At 75.3% G+C, this 19867-nt stretch carries 6 protein-coding genes and 1 pseudogene; all 7 read left to right on the forward strand.

What is annotated here, in order from left to right:
• Positions 1-91: 91 nt before the first annotated feature.
• Positions 92-5242: pseudogene (locus GSF22_RS34750) on the forward strand (amino acid adenylation domain-containing protein); the annotation flags it as partial.
• Complete coding sequence (locus GSF22_RS14405) at positions 5239-8568, forward strand: non-ribosomal peptide synthetase (RefSeq protein ID WP_208814074.1); 3330 nt, start codon at positions 5239-5241, stop codon at positions 8566-8568. The pseudogene GSF22_RS34750 and the gene GSF22_RS14405, both read left to right, overlap by 4 nt.
• The gene (locus GSF22_RS14410) at positions 8568-9944 is read left to right on the forward strand and encodes an FAD-dependent oxidoreductase (protein ID WP_208814075.1); all 1377 of its coding nucleotides are present in this window, start codon (positions 8568-8570) and stop codon (positions 9942-9944) included. The genes GSF22_RS14405 and GSF22_RS14410 overlap by 1 nt, the downstream gene beginning before the upstream one ends.
• A gap of 5 nt (positions 9945-9949) precedes the next feature.
• The gene (locus GSF22_RS14415; protein ID WP_208814076.1) at positions 9950-10684 is read left to right on the forward strand and encodes a DUF6875 domain-containing protein; all 735 of its coding nucleotides are present in this window, start codon (positions 9950-9952) and stop codon (positions 10682-10684) included.
• A complete protein-coding gene (locus GSF22_RS14420) occupies positions 10681-13956 on the forward strand; it encodes a non-ribosomal peptide synthetase (protein WP_208814077.1) in 3276 nt (1091 codons plus the stop codon). The genes GSF22_RS14415 and GSF22_RS14420 overlap by 4 nt, the downstream gene beginning before the upstream one ends.
• Positions 13953-18443, forward strand: a complete 4491-nt coding sequence (locus GSF22_RS14425) for a non-ribosomal peptide synthetase (protein ID WP_208814078.1) — start codon at positions 13953-13955, stop codon at positions 18441-18443. Before GSF22_RS14420 ends, GSF22_RS14425 begins: the two co-directional genes overlap by 4 nt.
• Positions 18436-19866 (forward strand): MFS transporter, encoded by a 1431-nt coding sequence (locus GSF22_RS14430; RefSeq protein WP_208814079.1) that lies wholly within the window; start codon positions 18436-18438, stop codon positions 19864-19866. Before GSF22_RS14425 ends, GSF22_RS14430 begins: the two co-directional genes overlap by 8 nt.
• Position 19867 lies beyond the last annotated feature (1 nt).

Raw genomic sequence — 19867 nt, forward strand, 5'->3', positions numbered from 1 at the left:
GCCCCGGACCCCGGAATCGGTACGCGAGATCGGCCTCACCCTCACCGCCGAGCGGACCCGTCGGCTCCACGCGGTCGCCGAGGCGGCCGGGGTCCCGCTGGGCACCGTGGTCACCGGCGCGTGGGCGCTGCTGGTGAGCCGGTACGCCGGCACCGACGACGTCGTCTTCGGGTCGACCCGTACCTGCCGGCACGGCAGCGTCCCCGGGGCCGGGGAGATGCTCGGACTGCTGATCAACACGGTGCCCATGCGGATCCGGGTCGCCCCGGACCGGCCGGTCCGGGACTGGCTCGCCGACGTGCGCCGGCAGACCACCGAGGTACGCCCGCACCAGCTCGCGCCCCTGGACCGGATCCAGCAGTGGAGTGGGGTACCGGCCACCAGCGGGCTCTTCGACAGCCTGCTGATGTACGAGCACCGGGACCTGCACACCGCGCTGAGCCGCTCGGTACCCGGTTGGGCCGGACGCCGCGTCCGGGTGAACCGGCATCCCGGTCCGGCGGTCACCGTCTGCGTGTACGGCGAACCGACGGTGCAGATCCTGCTGTACCACGACCGGCGCCGACTCACCGACGCCGGGGCCGACGCGATGCTCCACCTCTTCGACACCGTGCTCGACGGGATCGGCGGTCACCCCGACCGGGTACCGGCCGACCTGCCGCTGCTCACCGACGCCGACCGGGACCTGCTCACCGGCCCGTGGGCCGGCCACGACCCCGGGCCGGACCAGGCCGGCGGGCCAGGGCAGGTCGGGGACGACGACGCCGGTACCGCCGGGCCGGAGGCGGTCGGACCGACCGTGCCGGACCTGGTCGCCGCGCAGGTGCGGCAGCGACCGGACGCGGTCGCGGTCACCGGCGTCGACGGCACCCTCAGCTACCGGGAACTCGACGACCGGGCCAACCGGCTGGCCCACCGGCTGATCGCGCACGGGGTCCGCCCGGACCAGCCGGTCGGCGTCGCGCTGACCCGGTCGGTGGAGCTGGTGGTCGCCCTGCTCGCCGTCCTGAAGGCCGGCGGGGCCTACCTGCCCCTCGACCCGGGCGACCCGCCGGCCCGGACCGCCGGGCACCTCGCCGCCGCCGGTGACCCGCTGGTGCTGGCCACCGGCCCGGTGACCGGCGCCCGGCGGGTCCTGCGCCTGGACCAGGTGGACCCGGCCGGGCCGGCGGTCACCGGGCCCACCGGGCTGGCCCGACCCACCGGGCTGGCGTACGTCAACCACACCTCCGGCTCCACCGGCACCCCGAAGGCGGTCGCGGTGCCGCACGCCGCCGTGGTCCGGCTCGTCCACCGGGCCGGGTACCTGCGCCTCGGGCCCGACGACCGGATGCTGCACCTGGCCCCGGTCGCGTTCGACGCCGCGACCCTGGAGATCTGGGGCGCCCTGAGCCGGGGCGCCACCCTGGTCGTCGCGCCGCCGGGACCGCTCGGGGTGGCCGAGCTGGCCCGGTTGCTGCGGCAGGAGCGGATCACCGTGCTCTGGTTGACCGCCGGGCTGTTCCACCAGCTCGTCGAGTTCGACCCGGACAGCCTCGCCGGGGTCCGCCAACTACTCGCCGGTGGCGACGTGCTCGCCCCGGCCGCCGTCCGCCGGGCGCTGCGCGCCCGGGGCGGCGCGCCGCTGGTCAACGGGTACGGCCCGACCGAGAACACCACGTTCACCTGCGTCCACGAACTGACCGACCCGGCCACCGTGCCCGATCCGGTACCGATCGGCCGGCCGGTGCCGGGCAGCACCGTGTACGTGCTCGACACGGCGCTGCGACCGGTACCGGTCGGGGTGGCCGGCGAGTTGTACACCGGCGGGACCGGCCTGGCCCGGGGGTACCTGGGGCAGCCCGCCGCCACCGCGTCGGTGTTCCTGCCCGACCCGTTCGACCCGCGTCCCGGCGCCCGGATGTACCGCACCGGGGACCGGGTCCGGTGGCGGCCGGACGGCACCCTCGACTTCCTCGGCCGGGTCGACGAGCAGGTCAAGATCCGGGGATTCCGGGTGGAGCCGGGCGAGGTGGCCGCCGTGCTGCGGACCCACCCGGCGGTTGCCGACGCGGTGGTGGTGGTCGACGGGACCGGCGAACAGCGGCGCCTGCTCGGCTACGTCACCCCGCGCCCCGGTGCCACCGGACCCACCCCGGAGGAGCTGGCCCGGTACACCGCCGACCGGCTCCCCGCCCACCTGCGCCCGGCGGCCCACCTGGTGTTGCCGGCCCTGCCGCTGAACCGGAACGGCAAGGTCGACCGGGCCGCCCTGCCGGTACCCGCCGCACCCGGCACCCGGACCGGCGCCCCGCCCAGCGGGCCGACCCAGACCGGGCTGGCGCAGCTCTGGACCGGACTGCTCGGGGTGGCGGGCCCCACGGTGGACGACGACTTCTTCGCCCTCGGCGGCAACTCGCTGCTGGCCACCCGGCTGACCTTCGCCGTCGCCGACCGGTTCGGGGTCGAACTGCCCGTCCGGGTGGTGTACGAGCGGCCCACCCTCGCCGGGCTCGCCGCCGCCGTGGAGCAGCAGCGCAGCCGACCGGACGCCGGCCCGGCCGTGGTCCGGCGGGACCGCAGCGGCTACCGGCAACCGGTCGACGCTGCCGCTCCGGCGCCTGAACCGGCACCGGCACCGGCGGTCACCGGGCCGGAACCGACCGGGCCAGCCGCACCGGCACCGACGACGCCGGCGACGGAACCGGCCGGCGGGCACCTGGTCCGGCCCACCCCGGGACCGTGGGCGATGTGGCGCTGGCTCGGACTGCGCGCGGCGGGTTTCCCGCTCGACCTGCTCACCGCGCTCGGCGACCCCGGTCACGTCGCCGCCGCCGACGCGGTGCTCGCCGCCGAGGACCACCTCGACCGGACCCGGCGGGACCTGGCCGACCGGCTGCACCGGGTCCGCACCGCCAGCCCGGCCGAGGAACGGGCCCAGTGGAACCGGGCCATCCGGCAGGTACGCCGGGACGGCCCCCCGGACCCGCTGCCCGACGGCGCCGAACGGGTCGACGGCGGGGCGCTGACCGCCGCCCACCGGGCGGTCCTGGCCGCGTACGCCGAGCTGCGCGCCGCGCAGGACGCCTTCGCCACCGCGCACGCCCAGGCGGCGGCCGACCGGTCGGCCGCACTGCGGGCCGCCGCCGGTGACCCGCTGTTCCGGGAGGCGGTCACCTGGCAGAACCGGCACGCCCTGCGGACCGGGGTCGAGGCGGTCCGGACCGCCACCGGTGCCACCGGTTCGAAGCACCGGCAGCACGAGGCGCTGGTCGCCACCTACCTCCAGCGGTACTGCGTCAAGAACGACACCATCGGCTTCTTCGGGCCGGTCGGCTGGGCCCGGGTGACCGGGCAGGAGGCCGCGCTGACCGTCCGGCACGGGCCGACGCCGCTGGCCACCCGGACCGTCTACTTCGAGAACTGGGCGGTGGCCGAGGTCGCCGAGACGCTCGCCGCCCGGGAACCCCGGCTGCGGCCCTGGCTCGTCCCGCGCCGGATGCCGTTCCTGGCGGTCGTCGACGACCAGCTGGTCATGCCGCTGACCCCGCCGACCCCGCTGCCCCCGGTGGTGGCCCGGCTGCTGCGCGCCTGCGACGGCATCCGACCGGCCGGGGAGATCGCCGCCGACCTCGTCGCCGACCCGGCCTGCCCGGTCGACACCGCCGAGCAGGTGTACCGGCTGCTCGGTGAACTCCGCGACGCCAAGCGGATCTCCTGGTCGCTGGAGGTGCCGAAGGAGGACCTGTTCGCGGAGCGGGCGTTGCGGGCCCGGCTGTCCGGGGTCACCGACCCGGCGGTCCGCGAACCGGCGCTGGCGGTCCTGGACGAACTGGAGGCGGCCCGCGCGGCGGTGGCCGCCGCAGCCGGCGACGCCGACCGGCTCGGCAAGGCGATGGCCGAGCTGGAGGACCGGTTCACCGCACTGACCGGCAGCGCCCCCACCCGGCGGGCCGGTCGGGTGTACGCCGGCCGGACACTGGTCTACGAGGACTGCCGGTCGGGCCGGGAGGTGACCCTGTCGCCGGAGCTGACCGCGACGCTCTGGCCGGCGCTGAGCCTGCTGCTGGAGAGCGCCCGGTGGTTCACCTTCGCCGGTTCGGCGCTGTTCCGCCGGGCCTGCACCGAGCGGTACAAGGAGCTGGTGGCCCGCAGCGGGTCCACCACAGTCCCCTTCGCCGACTTCTGGCTCTGGGCCAACGACCTGCTGTTCGACCTGCCGGAGAAGCTGATCGCGCCGGTCACCCGGGGGTTGCAGGACCGGTGGGCCCGGATCCTGCCGGCCCCGGTCGACCACCGGATCACCGCCAGCTCCGCCGAGCTGGCCGACCGGGTGGCGGCGGAGTTCGCCGCGCCCCGGCCCGGCTGGGCGGGCGCCTACCAGCACAGCCCGGACGTGATGCTGGCCGCCGCCGGGGTCGACGCGATCGAGCGGGGCGACTTCCACTGGGTGGTCGGCGAGGTGCACCCCGGGGTGAACACGCTGCGCTCGGCGCTGTTCGTGGCCCAGCACCCGAACCCGGGCGAGCTGCGTACCGCGACCGCCGCCGACCTGCCCGGCCCCCGGGTCGCGCTGGCCGCCACCGGTGAGGAGGGCGGCGCCCCGTCCCGGATCACCGACAAGCTGATCGTCGACCGGGACCTGCGGCTGGTCTTCGGGCACGACAGCTGCGGCCTGGACCCGGCCACCGCCGTCGGGATCGCCGACTGCGACCTGATGCCGGTCGACGGGGTGCTGACCGTGTGCAGCCGCGACGGCCGGTACCGGCTGCCGCTGTCCGAAGTGGTCGGTGAACCGCTGATGCTCCAGCTCATCCAGCGGTTCGACATCCTGCGCACCGCCGCCCACCAGCCCCGGATCACCGTGGACCGGGTGGTCCTGGCCCGGGAGAGCTGGCGGTTCACCGCCGCCGACCTGGACTTCGCCCGGATCGCCGACGAGGGCGACCGGTTCCGCCGGCTGCGCCGCTGGCAGTGCGCCAACGGGCTGCCCCGGCACGTGTTCGTCAAGACCCCGGTGGAGAAGAAGCCGTTCCACCTCGACTTCGCCAGCCTCGCCTCGGTGGACGTGTTCGCCCGGGCGGTCCGCCGCACCGTCGACCGGGACGACGCCGCCACCCTGCGGCTGTCCGAGATGTTGCCCGGCCCGGAGCAGAGCTGGCTCACCGACGCCCAGGGCCGGCTGCACACCGCCGAGCTACGGCTGGTCGCCGTCGACACCCGTACACCCACCGCACCCCACGGGGAGGGAAAGCCCGAATGAGCAGCGAGACGTACGTCCTGCCGTCGTCGTTCACCCAACGTCGACTGTGGATGCTCGACCGGATGACCCCGGGGGCGGTGACCTACCACATCGCCTGGGCCGTCGAGTTGACCGGCCGGTTGGACGTCGCGGCGCTGGAAGCCGCCCTGACCTGGCTGGTCGACCGGCACGAGACGCTGCGTACCCACTTCACCTCGGTCGACGGGGAGCCCGCCCAGGTGGTCGTGCCGGCCCGCCCGGTCCGGTTGGCGCCGCTCGACGCCGGCCCCGGGGAGGACTGGCGCAAGCTGGTCGACGCCGCCGCCCGGGAACCGTTCGACCTGTCGACCGGCCCGCTGGCCCGGTTCGGCCTGATCCGCCGGGACGCCGAAACGCACGTGCTGACCATCGTGGTGCACCACGGCGTGGCCGACGGCTGGTCGTTCGGCACCCTCTTCGCCGAGCTGGCCACCGGGTACGCGGCGACCGTGGCCGGCGGCACCCCGGACCTGCCGGCGCCCCCGGTGCAGTACGCCGACTTCGCCGTCTGGCAGCGGGAACAGGCCGAGCAGGGTGCCTTCGACGCCGACCTGGAGTACTGGTACGGCGAGCTGGCCGGCGCGCCGACCCTGCTGGACCTGCCCGCCGACCGGTCCCGCCCGGCCGAGCAGACCGACGCCGGGGCGGAACTGGTCTTCGACGTGCCGGACGGGTTGACCGCCCGGCTGCGGAGCAACCCGGACGGCACCCTCTTCGCGCAGCTCCTCGCCGGTTTCCAGACCCTGCTGCACCGGCTGACCGGGCAGCCGGACCTGCTGGTGGCGGTGCCCGTGGCGGCGCGTACCCGGCCGGAGACCCGGGACGTGGTCGGGTTCTTCGCCAACACCCTGGCGTTGCGGGCCCGGTTCGACGAGGGTGTCACCTTCGCCGGGGTACTGGCCCAGGCCCGGCGGAACGCCACGGCCGCCCAGTCCCGGCAGGACGTACCGTTCGACCGGATCGTGGACCGGCTCGCGCCGACCCGGAGCCTGGCCTACTCCCCGGCCGTGCAGGTGATGTTCGCCGTCGACGAGCCACCGCCGGTCCGGGAGGCGGCGGGGCTGCGGATCGTCCCGCAGCTCTGGGAGAACGGCACGGTCAAGTTCGACCTGACGCTGACCGTGGAGGACCGGCCGGACGGGCTGCGCGGCCGGATCACCTACCGCACCGACCTGTACGACGCGGCCCGGATCGAACGGCTGGCCGGGCAGTACCTGACCCTGCTGGCCGCCGCCCTGGACCGGCCGGACACCCCGGTGGACACGCTGCCGCTGCTGGCCGGCGCGGACCGGCGGCGGATCCTGGTCGACTGGAACGACAGCGCCCAGCCGGTGCCGGCGGTCGACTCGGTGGCCGCGCTGCTCGACCTGGTACCGGCCGTGGACCCGGACGCCCCGGCGGTCACCGCCGCTGACGGCACCCTCAGCCACCGGGCGCTGGTCGACCGGGCCAACCGGCTGGCCCACCTGCTGGCCGCACACGGGGTGGGCCCGGACGTGCCGGTGGGGCTCTGCCTCGGCCGGACCACCGACCTGCCGGTGGCGATCCAGGCGGTGTGGCGGGCCGGCGGCGGGTACCTGCCGCTCGACCCGGGACTGCCCACCGGGCGGCTGGCCGGGATGCTGCGCGACGCCGCCCCGCCGGTGCTGCTCACCGACGCGACCGGCGCGGACGTGCTCGAAGCCGCCCTGGCCGCCACCGACGGTGGTCCCGGTGACGGGGGTACCGACGGCGGGCACCCGACCGGTGACCGGCCGGCGGTGGTCCGGCTGGACCGGGTCGACCTGTCCGGCTACCCGGAGACCCGGCCGGCGGTCGCCGGCCACCCGGACAGCCTGGCGTACCTGCTCTACACCTCCGGCTCGACCGGCACCCCGAAGGGGGTGGTGGTCACCCAGGGGTCGGTGGTCAACCTGCTGGTCGGGTTCGGCCGGCTGGCCGGGCTGACCCCCGCCGACCGGGTCGCCGCGATCACCACCGCCTCGTTCGACATCTCCGTGGTGGAGCTGGTCCTGCCGCTGCTGGCCGGCGCCCGGATCGAACTGTTCGACACGCCCACCGCGATGGACGCGGTGGCGCTGCGGGCCGCCCTGGTCGACCGGGGCGTCACCGTGGTGCAGGGCACCCCGGCCACCTGGCGGATGCTGCTCACCGCCGGGGGCGTACCGGCCGGGGTGCGGCTGCGGATCAGCGGCGGTGAGGCGCTGCCCCGGGACCTCGCCGACGCGCTGCGCACCGACGGGGCGACGCTGGTCAACGGGTACGGACCGTCGGAGACCACCATCTACTCCTCGGCCGGTCCGGTGGGCGCCTCCGGTCCGGTGGACCTCGGCCCGCCGGTCGCCAACACGACGCTCTACCTGCTCGACCCGGCCGGGCAGCCGGTACCGGAGGGCACCGTCGGCGAGATCCACATCGGTGGCCCGGGGGTGGCCCGGGGCTACCACGGGCAACCGGGCCTGACCGCCGACCGGTTCCGGCCCGACCCGTTCGGCACCCGCCCCGGTGCCCGGCTCTACGCCACCGGCGACCTGGCCCGCTGGCTGCCCACTGGCCGGCTGGAGTACCTGGGCCGCGCCGACCACCAGGTCAAGGTACGCGGCTTCCGGATCGAACCGGGCGAGATCGAGGCGGTGCTGCGCACCCACCCGGGGCTGACCGACGCGGTGGTGGTCGCGTGGCGCGGCGACGACGCCGACGTGCGGCTGGCCGCGTACGCCGTCCCGGACTCCCCCGTCGACGCCGCCACCATCTGGCCCCAGGTCCGGGCCGCCCTCGCCCAGCGGCTGCCCGACTACATGGTCCCCGGCACGCTGGTGCTGGTCGACGCCCTGCCCCGCACGGCGAGCGGCAAGGTGGACCGGCGGGCCCTGCCGGAGCCGAGCTGGCGGGAGACCAGCACCGGCGGGCCGACGGCACCCCGTACCCCGACCGAGGAGCAGCTCGCCGGGCTGTGGCGGGACGTGCTCGGCCGGGACGACGTCGGGGTGCACGACAACTTCTTCGCCCTCGGCGGGCACTCGTTGACCGCCACCCGGCTGATCGCCCGGATCAGTACCGGGTTCGGGGTGGAACTGGCACTGCGCAACCTGTTCGCCGCCCCGACCATCGCCGACCTCGCCCCGCTGGTCGACGCCGCCGGTGGTGGTGGCGACCCGACCGCTCCGGCCCGGCCCGGTGGCCTACCGGCCGCCGACGGGATCGGACCGGCCGGCCGCAGCGCCGAGGACCTGCTCGCCTCGCTCGACGACCTGTCCGACACCGAGATCGACCAACTACTCGACACCCTGATCGCCGAGGAGGGGTAATGACGGACGGGCACGACCCGACGGTCCGTCGGGAACACGCCGTGATCATCGGAGCCGGTCTGGCCGGTTCCCTGGCCGCGCTCTTCCTGGCCCGCCGGGGGTACGCGGTCGACGTGTACGAACGCCGGGCCGACCCGCGTACCGCACCGGCCGGGCTGAACGGCCGCTCGATCAACCTGGGGCTCTCCGCCCGGGGCATGCGCTCGCTGGCCGAGGCGGGTCTGCTGGCCGACGTACTCAAGCGCAGCGTGCCGATGCGCGGCCGGGTGGTGCACTCCCCGGACGGCACGGTGGCGTTCCAGCCGTACGGGGTGCGGGAACACGAGATCCTGCACTCGGTCCTGCGGGACGAGCTGATCGCGCTGGTCGTGGACGCCGCCGAGGCGGAACCGGCGGTGCGGTTCCACTTCGACATGCGGCTGCTGCGGCTGGACCGGGACCGGGCCACGGTCGAGGTGGCCCCCACCGACGGCGGGGAGCCGGTCACCGTGACCGGGGACCTGGTCGTCGGCGCGGACGGGGTGTTCTCCACGGTCCGCCAGCAGATGCAGTACGGGCTGCGGGCCGACTACGCGCAGGAGTTCCTGGAGTGGGGCTACAAGGAGCTGACCATCCCGGTCGGCGACGACGGCGAACCCCGGGTCCGGCTGGAGGCGCTGCACGTCTGGCCGGGTGACGACGCGCTGATGGTGGCCCACCCGAACCTGGACGGTTCGCTGACCTGTTCGCTGTTCATGGCGCACGAGGGTCCGGTGAGTTTCGCCGCGCTGGACACCCCCGAGGCGGTCCGCACCTTCTTCGACCGGCACTTCCCGGACGCCGCCGCGCTGATGCCGGACCGGGTCGAGGAGGTGCTCGGCCACCCGACCGGGCAACTGGTCACGGTACGCACGGCACCGTGGCGGCACGCCGACCGGGTGGTGCTGATCGGTGACGCGGCGCACGCCGTCTACCCGTTCTACGGCCAGGGCATGAACTCGGCGTTCGAGGACTGCCTGGTCCTCGACCACTGTCTCGGCGCGCACCCCGGGAGCCGGGCGGCGGCGCTGGCCGCGTACGAGGCGGCCCGCCGGCCGCACACCGACGTCCTCGCCGACCTGTCCACCCAGAACTTCCAGGACCTACGGGCCCGGGTACACCGGGTCGGCTACACCGCGCACGCGGCCGCCGACCGGCTGCTCGCCCGACTGCTGCCGGAGCGTTGGATGCCTCTCTACACGATGGTCTCGCACACCACCATGCCGTACGCCGACGCGCTGGCCCGGGCCCGCCGCCAGGACCGCCTGCTGCGCACCGCCGCCGCGTCCACCGCCCTGGCCGCGCTCGCCGCCACGGCGGCGACAGTCGGCGCCTGGCGCCGCAACCGGGGACGGTGACCGGGATGCTGACCCACCCGCTCCTTCCCGACCTGCTGCTGTTCGAGGTCGCCGACCTGACCACCGAAGCACCGCACCCGGCACTGGCCGGGGTGGTGCCGGCGCTGCGCAGCGTGGTCGCCTGGGCGCAGGAGTACCTCTGCGAACCCCACCCGGAACTCGGCCGCAAGGGACCGGTCTGCCCGTACGCGCAGGGCTCCCTGGACCGGGGGATCTTCTACCTGGCCGTGCACCGGGGCAGCACCGTGGACCCGGCCGGTCTCGACGTCCTGCTCGGCGGGTACCGGGACTGGTTCCGGCAGCTCGAACCGGTCAGCGGACCGGCCGCCCAGTTCAAGACGATCCTGGTCACCATGCCCGATCTGGGTGGCGCCACGGCACGGTCTGTCGTGGACGCCGCACAGGAGCGGCTGAAGCCGGCGTACACCGCGGACGGGTTGATGATCGGCGAGTTCCACGACGGCCCACCGGCCAAGGGCGGCCTGTGGAACCCGGACTTCCGGCCGTTGCGCAGCCCGTTGCCGCTGCTGGCGATCCGGCACATGGTGCCCAGTGACTTCCCGTTCCTCGCCGACGACCCGGTGACCCTCGGCGCGTACCTGCGGTTGTTCGCGCACAGCGGCCCGGCCGGGTTGCGTCAGCAGGTCGCGGCGGCGGCCAGCCGGTTCGGTCTGCCGCTGCCCGAACCGGTCGCCGGTGGCCCGGTGCTGCGCCCGGTCGGTCCGGGGGTGTCGGCATGACGGCGCCGGACGGTGGCAAGCGGGCGTTGCTGGCCCGGATGCTGACCGAGCGGGCCCGCGCTCCGCGCAGCTACCCGGTCTCCTTCGGCCAGCAGCGGCTGTGGTTCCTGGACCGGTTCGCCGGGGGCGATCCGGTCTACAACATCCCGGTGGCGTTCCGGATCACCGGTCCGCTCGACGAGACCGCCCTGCGGGCCGCGCTGACCGGGGTGGTCCGCCGGCACGGGGCGCTGCGGACCACGTTCGCCGAGTCCGGGGGCGAACCGGTGCAGGTGGTCCGCCCGGACCTGACGGTGCCGCTGGAGCTGACCGACCTGACCGGGTTCCCGGCCGCCGGCCGGGACGCCGAGGCCACCCGGCTGGTCTGGGCCGAGGCCCGACAGCCGTTCGACCTGGCCACCGGGCCGCTGCTGCGGGCCCGACTGGTCCGGCTGACCGACACCGAGCACGTCCTGTCGATCGTGGTGCACCACATCGTCTCCGACGCCTGGTCGCTCGGGGTGCTGTTCCGCGAGCTGGACGCCGGGTACACGGCCGCGCTGGCCGGTGCGCCGGCCCGGCTGCCGGAACTGCCCAGCCAGTACGCCGACTTCGCGGTGTGGCAACGGGACCGGCTCGCCGGGCCGGAGCTGCGCGGGCAGCTCGACTACTGGTTGCAGCACCTGCGGGGGGCGCCCGCGCTGCTCGGCCTCCCCACCGACCGGCCCCGCCCGGCGAGCCGGTCGTACCGGGGTGCGGTGCACTACTTCCCGGTGCCGGCCGCGACGGCGGCCCGGATCACCGAGTTCAACGCGGCGCACGGGGTCACCCTCTTCATGACCCTGCTCGCCGCGTTCCAGGCGGTGCTGTCCCGGCACAGCGGCCAGGACGACATCGTGGTCGGTACCCCGGTCGCCGGCCGCCCGCACCCCGACCTGGAGGGGTTGATCGGCTTCTTCGTCGACACGGTCGCGTTGCGGGTCTCCACCGCCGGTTCCCCGTCGCTGCGGGAACTGGTCGGCCGGGTCCGGGAGGTGGCGCTGACCGGCCTGGGCCACACCGACGTGCCGTTCGAGAAGGTCGTCGAGGAGCTGCAACCCGAGCGCAGTCTGGCCCACGCCCCGGTGTTCCAGGCGCAGCTCATCGTGCAGAACGCGCCGCACGGCACGTTCCGGCTGGCCGGCTGCACGGCCACCTCGCTGGAGGTGGACAGCGGCACGTCGAAGTTCGACCTGTCGCTGGTCGGGGAGACGATGTCGGACGGCACCCTGCGGCTGGCCTTCGAGTACGACACCGACCTGTTCGACGTCGCCACGGTGACCCGGCTCGGTCGGCACCTGACCACCCTGCTGGAGGTCGGCGTCGCCGACCCGGACCGGCCGTTGGACCGGATCCCGCTGCTGACCGGGGTGGAGCGCTGGCGGGCCGTGGTGGAGTGGAACGACACCGACCGGGTCCTGCCCGACGTGGCCTCGGTACGGGAACTGCTGCCCACCGGTCCGGGACCGGTCTGTGTCACCGGCCCGGACGGCAGTGTCGACCCGGCCGGGCTGCACGCCCGGGCGGGCCGGATCGCCGGCCGGCTGCGGGCGGCGGGTGTGGCGCCGGACACCCCGGTGGCGCTCTGCCTGGACCGGGGGGTGGCGATGGTCGCCGCGGTCCTCGGCGTGTGGCGGGCCGGGGCCGGGTACCTGCCGCTGGACCCGACGCTCCCCGCCGACCGGCTGCGCTACATGGTCGCCGACTCCGGTACCCGGGTGCTGGTCACCCGGCGGGCCGTCGCCGAGCGGCTGGCCGGGGTGCTCGACGCGGTCCCGACCGTGCTGTACCTCGACGATCTCGACGCCGGGGCGGCCGAGGAGATCGAGGACGTGCCGGTGCACCCGGAGTCGCTGGCGTACCTGATCTACACGTCCGGGTCGACCGGCCGACCGAAGGGGGTGGCGGTACCGCACCGGGCGGTGGTGAACCTGGTCGCCTCCTTCCACGACGACCTGGACCTGGCCCCCACCGACGTCTTCGCGGCGGTCACCACCCTGTCGTTCGACATCTCCGTGCTGGAACTGCTGGTCCCGCTGGTGCGCGGGGTACCGCTGCTGGTGGTCGGCGCGGACGAGGTCGCCGACGGGCCGGCGCTGCGCCGCCGGCTGGTCGACGCGGGGGTCACCGCGATGCAGGCCACCCCGGCCACCTGGCGGCTGCTGCTGGCCGCCGGCGGGGTACCGGCCGGGTTACGGCTGCGGCTGTGCGGTGGGGAGGCACTCCCCCGCGACCTGGCCGACGCGCTCACCGCCGACGGCGCGACGCTGTGGAACTGCTACGGCCCCACCGAGACCACCGTCTGGTCGGCCGCCGCGCCGGTCGCCCCGACCGGCATCGACCTGGGTACGCCGATCGCCAACACCCGGCTGTACGTGCTCGACGGGGCGCTCCAACCGGTACCGGTGGGCGTGGTCGGTGAGGTGTACATCGGCGGTGCCGGGGTGGTCCGGGGTTACCACGCCCGACCGGCGCTGACCGCGCAACGGTTCGTACCCGACCCGTTCGCCGAGCGCCCGGGGTCGCGGCTGTACGCCACCGGGGACCTGGCCCGGCAACGTGCCGACGGGCGGTTGGAGTTCCTCGGCCGGGTCGACCACCAGGTGAAGGTCCGGGGCTTCCGGATCGAACTGGGTGAGATCGAGGCGTTGCTGCGCGGCCACGACCTGGTGGCCGACGCGGTGGTCGGCACCTGGACCGGCGGCGACGGCGACGCCCGGCTGGTCGCGTACGCGGTCCCGGCCGCCGGGGCGGACCCGGAGGCGCTCTGGCCGGCGGTGCGGCCCACCCTCGCCGGGCGGCTGCCCGAGTACATGATCCCGTCGCTGCTGGTGCCGCTGACCGGGCTGCCGCTCAACGCCAACGGCAAGGTCGACCGGGGTGCCCTCCCCGAGCCGGTGTGGGGTGACCCGCAGGCCGACCGGGTGGCCCCCCGCGACCCGGTCGAGGAGGTGCTCGCCGAGATCTGGCAGGAGGTGCTCAAGCTGGACGCGGTCGGCGTGCACGACGACTTCTTCCGCCTCGGCGGTCACTCGCTGCTCGGCGCGCAGGCGCTGAGCCGGATCGGCGCGGCGCTGGAGCTGGAGGTACCCATCCGGATGCTGTTCGAGGCACCGACGGTGGCCGCGCTGGCCACCGCCCTGCGGGCCGCCGAGCCGGCCCCCGGCCACGTGGACGCGGTCGCGCTGCTGCGCCGCGAGGTGGCCACACTGTCCACCGAGGAGCTGCGGGCCCTGCTGGGGGAGAACACGTGACCGACACCCAGGCCGACCGGGAACGGTTGATCCGGGAACTGATGGCCCGCCGGGGCCTGGCCCCGGCCGCCCGTCCGGAGGGGATCCCCCGGCGCCCGCCGGGCGCCCGGATCCCGCTGTCGCCGATGCAGGAGGGGATGTGGTTCCTCGACCGCCTCCAGCCGGGCAGCGGGGCGTACGTGCTGGCCGAGGCGCTGCGGCTGACCGGCCCGGTGGACCCGGACGCGCTGGGCGGGGCGGTCCGCGAGGTGGTGGACCGGCACGAGGCCCTGCGGACGGTCTTCGTCGCCTCCGACGGCCGGGTGGAGCAGGTGGTCCGGCCCGCCGGGGACGCCGGGCTGTGGCCGGTGCTCACCGTCGACGAGCTGACCGGGGTACCGGCCGACCGGCTCGACGCGGCCGTCGAGGAGATCACCCGCAGCGAGTGTGAGACCGGCTTCGACCTGGGTCAGGCGCCGCTGCTGCGGGTCCGGTTGACCCGACTCGGCCCGGACGAGCACCTGCTCGTGGTGGCCATGCACCACATCGTCGCCGACGAACGGTCGCTGACCCTGGTGGTCGGCGAGATCCTGGACGGTCACCACCGGCACCGCACCGGCGGTGCGGTGGGCGGTGGCGGGGCGGCACCGGCCACACCGGTCGCCCAGTTCCCCGACCTGGTGGTGTGGCAGCAGCAGAAGCTGGCCGGGGAGACCGAACGGCACCGGGCGTTCTGGGCCGAGCGGTTGGCCGGTACCACCGGGATGCTCGACCTGCCCACCGACCGGCCCCGCCCGGCGACCCAGACCTTCGCCGGGGCGACCCGGCCGGTCAGCTTCGACGACGAGCTGGCCGGGCAGGTGACGGAGCTGGCCCGACGGACCGGCTGCACCCGGTTCATGATCTTCCTGGCCGCGACGCAGGCGCTGCTCGCCCGGCTCAGCGGCCAGGACGACGTCTGCGTCGGCTCCCCGGTGTCGCTGCGCTCCGGCGAGCAGCAGCAGGACATCGTCGGGCTGCTGGTCAACAGCGTCCCGCTGCGCACCGACCTGTCCGGCGACCCGACCCTGGCCGAGGTGCTGCACCGGGTCCGGCAGACCTGCGTGGCCTCGCTCGGGCACGCCGGGCTGCCGTTCGAGCAGGTGGTGGAGCTGGCCCGGCTGCCCCGCGACCTCAGCCGGAATCCGCTGTTCCAGGTGATGCTGGTGGTCAACCAGGCCGGTGCGACCGGCGAGCGGGCCGGGTTGACCGTACGACCGGCGCCGATCCGCCGGGAGACCGCCCGGCTGGACCTGACCCTCGCCGTGCAGGAGCACCCTGGTGGGCTGGCCGGGCTGATCGACTACAACACCGACCTGTTCGACGCGGTGACCGTCGACCGGTTCGCCGGGCGGCTGCGGACCGTGCTGCGGGCCCTGGCCACCGAGCCGGACCGCCGGCTGTCCGGGCTGGACCTGACCGGGCCGGCCGAGCGGCGGGACCTGGCCCGGTGGAACGCCACCGACCGGTCGTACCCGGGCGGCAGCCTGCACGAGCTGGTCGCGTCCCGGGCGGCGGTCGCCCCGGACACCCCGGCGGTGCTCGACGCCAGCCCGGACGCCACCGGGACCCCGGTGCTGACGTACGGGCAGCTCGACTGCCGCTCCGACCGGCTCGCCGGGCAGTTGCGGGCCCTCGGGGTCGGCCCCGACCAGCCGGTCGGGTTGGCCCTGCCGGCCGGGATCCCCGCCGTCGTCGGGATCCTGGCGATCCTGAAGGCCGGTGGCGGGTACCTGCCGCTCGACCCGGCCCACCCGCCGGCCCGGCTGCACGCCCTGCTGGCCGACGCGCGGGTGGCGGTGACCCTGACCGACCCGGCGCACGCGGAGGTGTTCGCCGACGGTCCGGGTACCGTCGTGCTGCTCGACGCCGACGGCCGCGCCGACGGGCTGCCGGCCGCCGACCCCGGGACGCACCGCTCGCAGCACCCCGACCAGCTCGCCTACCTGATCTACACCTCGGGGTCGACCGGTACCCCGAAGGGCGTCATGGTCGGGCACCGCACGGCGGTGAACCTGGCGCACGCCTTCGCCGAGCTGCACGGCATCGGCGCCGGGGACCGGCTGCTGATGCTGCCGCCGTTGAGCTTCGACGCCTCCGTCGGTGACCTGTTCCCCGCCCTGGTCAGCGGGGCCGCCCTGGTGGTGCACCGGGATCCGGCCGCACTGACCGGGCCGGGCCTGCTGGAGCTGGCCGCCCGGCACCGGATCACCCTGGTCGACACCGCCGCGCCCCTGTGGATCCGGTGGGTGCAGGACCTGTCCGGGGCCGGACGGGTCGACCCGGGGCCGCTGCGCGCGGTGCTGGTCGGCGGGGAGGCGGTACCGCTGCCGGTGGTGCGGGACTGGGCCCGGCTGACCGGTGACCGGGTCACCGTGTACAACCACTACGGGCCGACCGAGGCGACGGTCTGCGCCACCACGTACGCCACGGTCGACGGGGCGGAACTGCCCGGGACGAGCCGACTGCCGATCGGCCGGCCGCTGCCCAACGTACGGGTCCACCTGCTCGACGCCGACCTGCGGCCGGTACCGATCGGGCTTGCCGGGGAGGTGTACGTCGGCGGTACCGCCCCGGCCCGGGGCTACCTCGGCGCGCCCGCCCTGACCGCCACCCGGTTCGTACCCGACCCGTACGCCACCGCGCCGGGTGCCCGCCTCTACGCCACCGGTGACCTGGCCCGGTACCGGCCGGACGGGACCCTGGAGTTCCTCGGCCGCACCGACCGGCAGGTGAAGATCCGGGGGCACCGGATCGAGATCGGCGAGGTCGAGGCGGCCTGCGCGGCGGTACCGGGGATCCGGCAGGCCGCCGTGGTGGTCGCCGACGGGACGGCCGGTCCCCGCCTGGTCGGGTACCTGGTGCCGGACGGCGCCACCCCGGACGTCGCGGCGGTCCGGGCGACCCTGCGCCAGCGGATGCCCGACTACCTGGTGCCGTCGGCGTTCGTGCCGGTACCGGAGCTGCCGGTGAACCGGCACGGCAAACTGGACCTGGCCGCGCTGCCACCGGCCGACGAGCAGGACGGCCGGCCCGCCCACGTCGCGCCACGGACCGCGACCGAGCGGACGGTCGCGGCGATCTGGGCGGAACTGCTCGACACCGGCCCGGTCGGGGTGCACGACAACTTCTTCGACCTGGGTGGACACTCGCTGCTGGCCGCGCCGTTCGTGGCCCGGGTCCGGGACGCGCTCGGCGTCGACGTGCCGCTGCGCGCGCTGTTCGACACCCCGGACCTGGCCGGGCTGGCCGGGACGGTGGACGCCGTGGTGGCCGGCACCGACCGGGCGCCGGCCGTCGAGGTGGGGCTGCTGCGGGCCGAGGCCCGGCTCGGTGACGACCTGCGGGTACCGCCGGGGACGGTGGTCGCCCCACCGGCGACCGTGCTGTTCACCGGGGCGACCGGCTTCCTCGGGGCGTACCTGCTGGCCGACTGGCTGACCCACAGCCCGGCCACCGTGCACTGCCTGGTGCGGGCCGACTCGCCGGCCGCCGCGGTGGACCGGGTCCGGGAGAACCTGCGCCGGTACGGCCGCTGGCACGACGGGTACGCGGGCCGGCTCGTCGGGGTGCCCGGGGACCTGGGGGCGCCCCGGTTGGGGTTGACTCCGACGGCGTTCGACGCGCTCGGCGAGCAGGTGGACGCGATCGTGCACAACGGTGGCGTGGTCAACTTCCTGCACCCGTACCCGGTGCTGCGCCCGGCCAACGTGGGCGGCACGCGGGAGGTGCTCCGGCTGGCCTGCACCGGGCGGCCCAGCGCGGTGCACTTCGTCTCCACCCTCGGCGTGTTCCTCACCCCGGCCCGCACCGGCACGGTGGTGTACGAGGGCGACGCGCCGGACGACTGCACCGGCCTCGGCGACGGGTACAACGGCACCAAGTGGGTGGCCGACGCGCTGGTCCGGGCCGCCCGGGAGCGGGGCCTGCCGGTCGGTGTGCACCGGCCGGCCCGGATCACCGGGGACGCGGCGACCGGCGCCGGCAACGTCGACGACTACTTCAGCCGGCTGCTGAAGACCTGCGTGCAGCTCGGTGGGGTACCGGAGATCGACGACGCGCTGGACCTCGCTCCGGTGGACTACGTGGCCGCCGGGATCGGGCAGTTGTCCCGGACCGGGTCGACCGGCGACCACCACTACTACAACAACCGCACGCTGGGTTTCGCCGGGCTGGCCGAGGCGCTGGCCGACTTCGGCTACCCGGTGGAGCTGCTGCCGTACCCGAAGTGGCGGGCCGCCCTGCTGGACCGGCCGGACGCCGCGCTGGCCGGGTTCGCGCCGCTGTTCGGTCCGGCCACTCCGGTGCGTACCCAGCCGGCCTTCGACTGCACGCCCACCGAGACGGCGCTGGCCGCCGCCGGGATCAGCTGCCCGGCGGCGGACCGGCGGCTGCTGCACCGCTACCTGTCGGCCTTCGTGCGGGCCGGCTTCCTCGACCCGCCGTCCTCCGGGAGCGCCCATGACTGACCTCGCCGTACCCGCCCGGCGGCTGATCGCCGTCTGGCTCGGTCAGCTCGTCTCCCTGATCGGGTCGAGCCTGACCGCGTTCGTGCTGGGCGTCTGGGTCTACCAGCGCACCGGGTCGGTCACCCAGTTCTCGCTGATCTTCCTGGCCGCGACCCTGCCGGCGGTGCTGGTCGCGCCGTTCGCCGGGGCGCTGGCCGACCGGCGGGACCGGCGGGTGCTGATGCTGGTCAGCGACTCGGTGGCGGCCGTCGGTACGGCCACCCTGGCGCTGCTCGCCGCCGGTGACCACCTCCAGGTGTGGCACATCTGGCTGGCCACCGCGCTGACCGCCGGGGCGTCCACCGTGCACCAGGTGGCCTACCAGTCGATGACCCCGGCGCTGGTCGGCAAGAAGCACCTGGGCCGGTTCAACGGGCTGATGCAGGTGTCCCGGGCGGTGCAGATCGCCGCACCGCTGATCGCCGGGGTGCTGGTGGTCACCATCGGCATCGCCGGGGTGATGGCCATCGACCTGGTCACCTTCGCGGTGGCCGCCGGTACCCTGCTGCTGGTCCGGTTGCCCGCCACGGTGACCCGACCGGCGACGGCGAAGGGCGGCGAGCCGGTGCTGCGCGGGGCCGCCGCCGGCTGGCGGTACCTGCGGCAGCGGCCCGGCCTGCTGCACCTGATGGTGGTCTTCGGCGTCTACAACTTCCTCTTCGGTATCGCCGGGGTGCTGGTCCAGCCGCTGATCCTGTCCTTCACCTCGGCGGACACCCTGGGCGTGCTGATGTTCCTCGGCGGTGCCGGGCTCTTCGCCGGCAGCCTGGTGATGGCGGCCTGGGGTGGTCCGCAGCGGCGGATCCGGGCGGTCTGCGGTGGCCTGGCGGCCGGTGGGGTGGCCCTGGTGCTGCACGCCCTGGCACCGTCGCCCTGGCTGATCGGCGTGGTGGCGCCGCTGTTCCTGTTCACCCTGCCGATCGTGAACAGTTCCACGATGACGCTGGTGCAGACCAAGACCGAGCCGGCGGTCCTCGGCCGGGTGCTGGCCACCGCCCGGGTGATCGGCGACGCGAGCGTGCCGTTGGCGTACCTGCTGGCCGGGCCGCTCGCCGACGGGGTCGACCCGCTGCTGCAACCGGACGGCGCGCTGGCCGGGACGGTCGGTTCGCTCATCGGTACCGGGGACGGCCGGGGTGTCGCGCTGGTGTTCGCGGCGACCGGGACGGTGATGGTACTGCTCGCCACGGTCGCCTGGGCCCGGCCGACGCTGCGCGGCGTCGACGACCTGCCGGACGCGCTCCCCGACCAGCCGGCCGACCCGGACACCCCACCGGCACCGGCCGATCCGGCCGACCCGGTTGACCCGGTTGAGCCGGTTCAGCCGGCCGACCCGGTTCAGCCGGCCGAGCCGGTTCAGCCGGCCGAGCCGCTGACTCGCTGAC

Source organism: Micromonospora echinofusca (genome assembly GCF_017614955.1).
GTDB classification, from domain to species: domain Bacteria; phylum Actinomycetota; class Actinomycetes; order Mycobacteriales; family Micromonosporaceae; genus Micromonospora; species Micromonospora echinofusca_A.

Excerpts from the sequence above, each read along its gene's own strand:
- GSF22_RS14415 (WP_208814076.1), top strand. The coding sequence starts at position 9,950 with ATGCTGACCCACCCGCTCCTTCCCGACCTGCTGCTGTTCGAGGTCGCC.
- GSF22_RS14420 (WP_208814077.1), top strand. The coding sequence starts at position 10,681 with ATGACGGCGCCGGACGGTGGCAAGCGGGCGTTGCTGGCCCGGATGCTG.
- GSF22_RS14430 (WP_208814079.1), top strand. The coding sequence starts at position 18,436 with ATGACTGACCTCGCCGTACCCGCCCGGCGGCTGATCGCCGTCTGGCTC.
- GSF22_RS14410 (WP_208814075.1), top strand. The coding sequence starts at position 8,568 with ATGACGGACGGGCACGACCCGACGGTCCGTCGGGAACACGCCGTGATC.
- GSF22_RS14405 (WP_208814074.1), top strand. The coding sequence starts at position 5,239 with ATGAGCAGCGAGACGTACGTCCTGCCGTCGTCGTTCACCCAACGTCGA.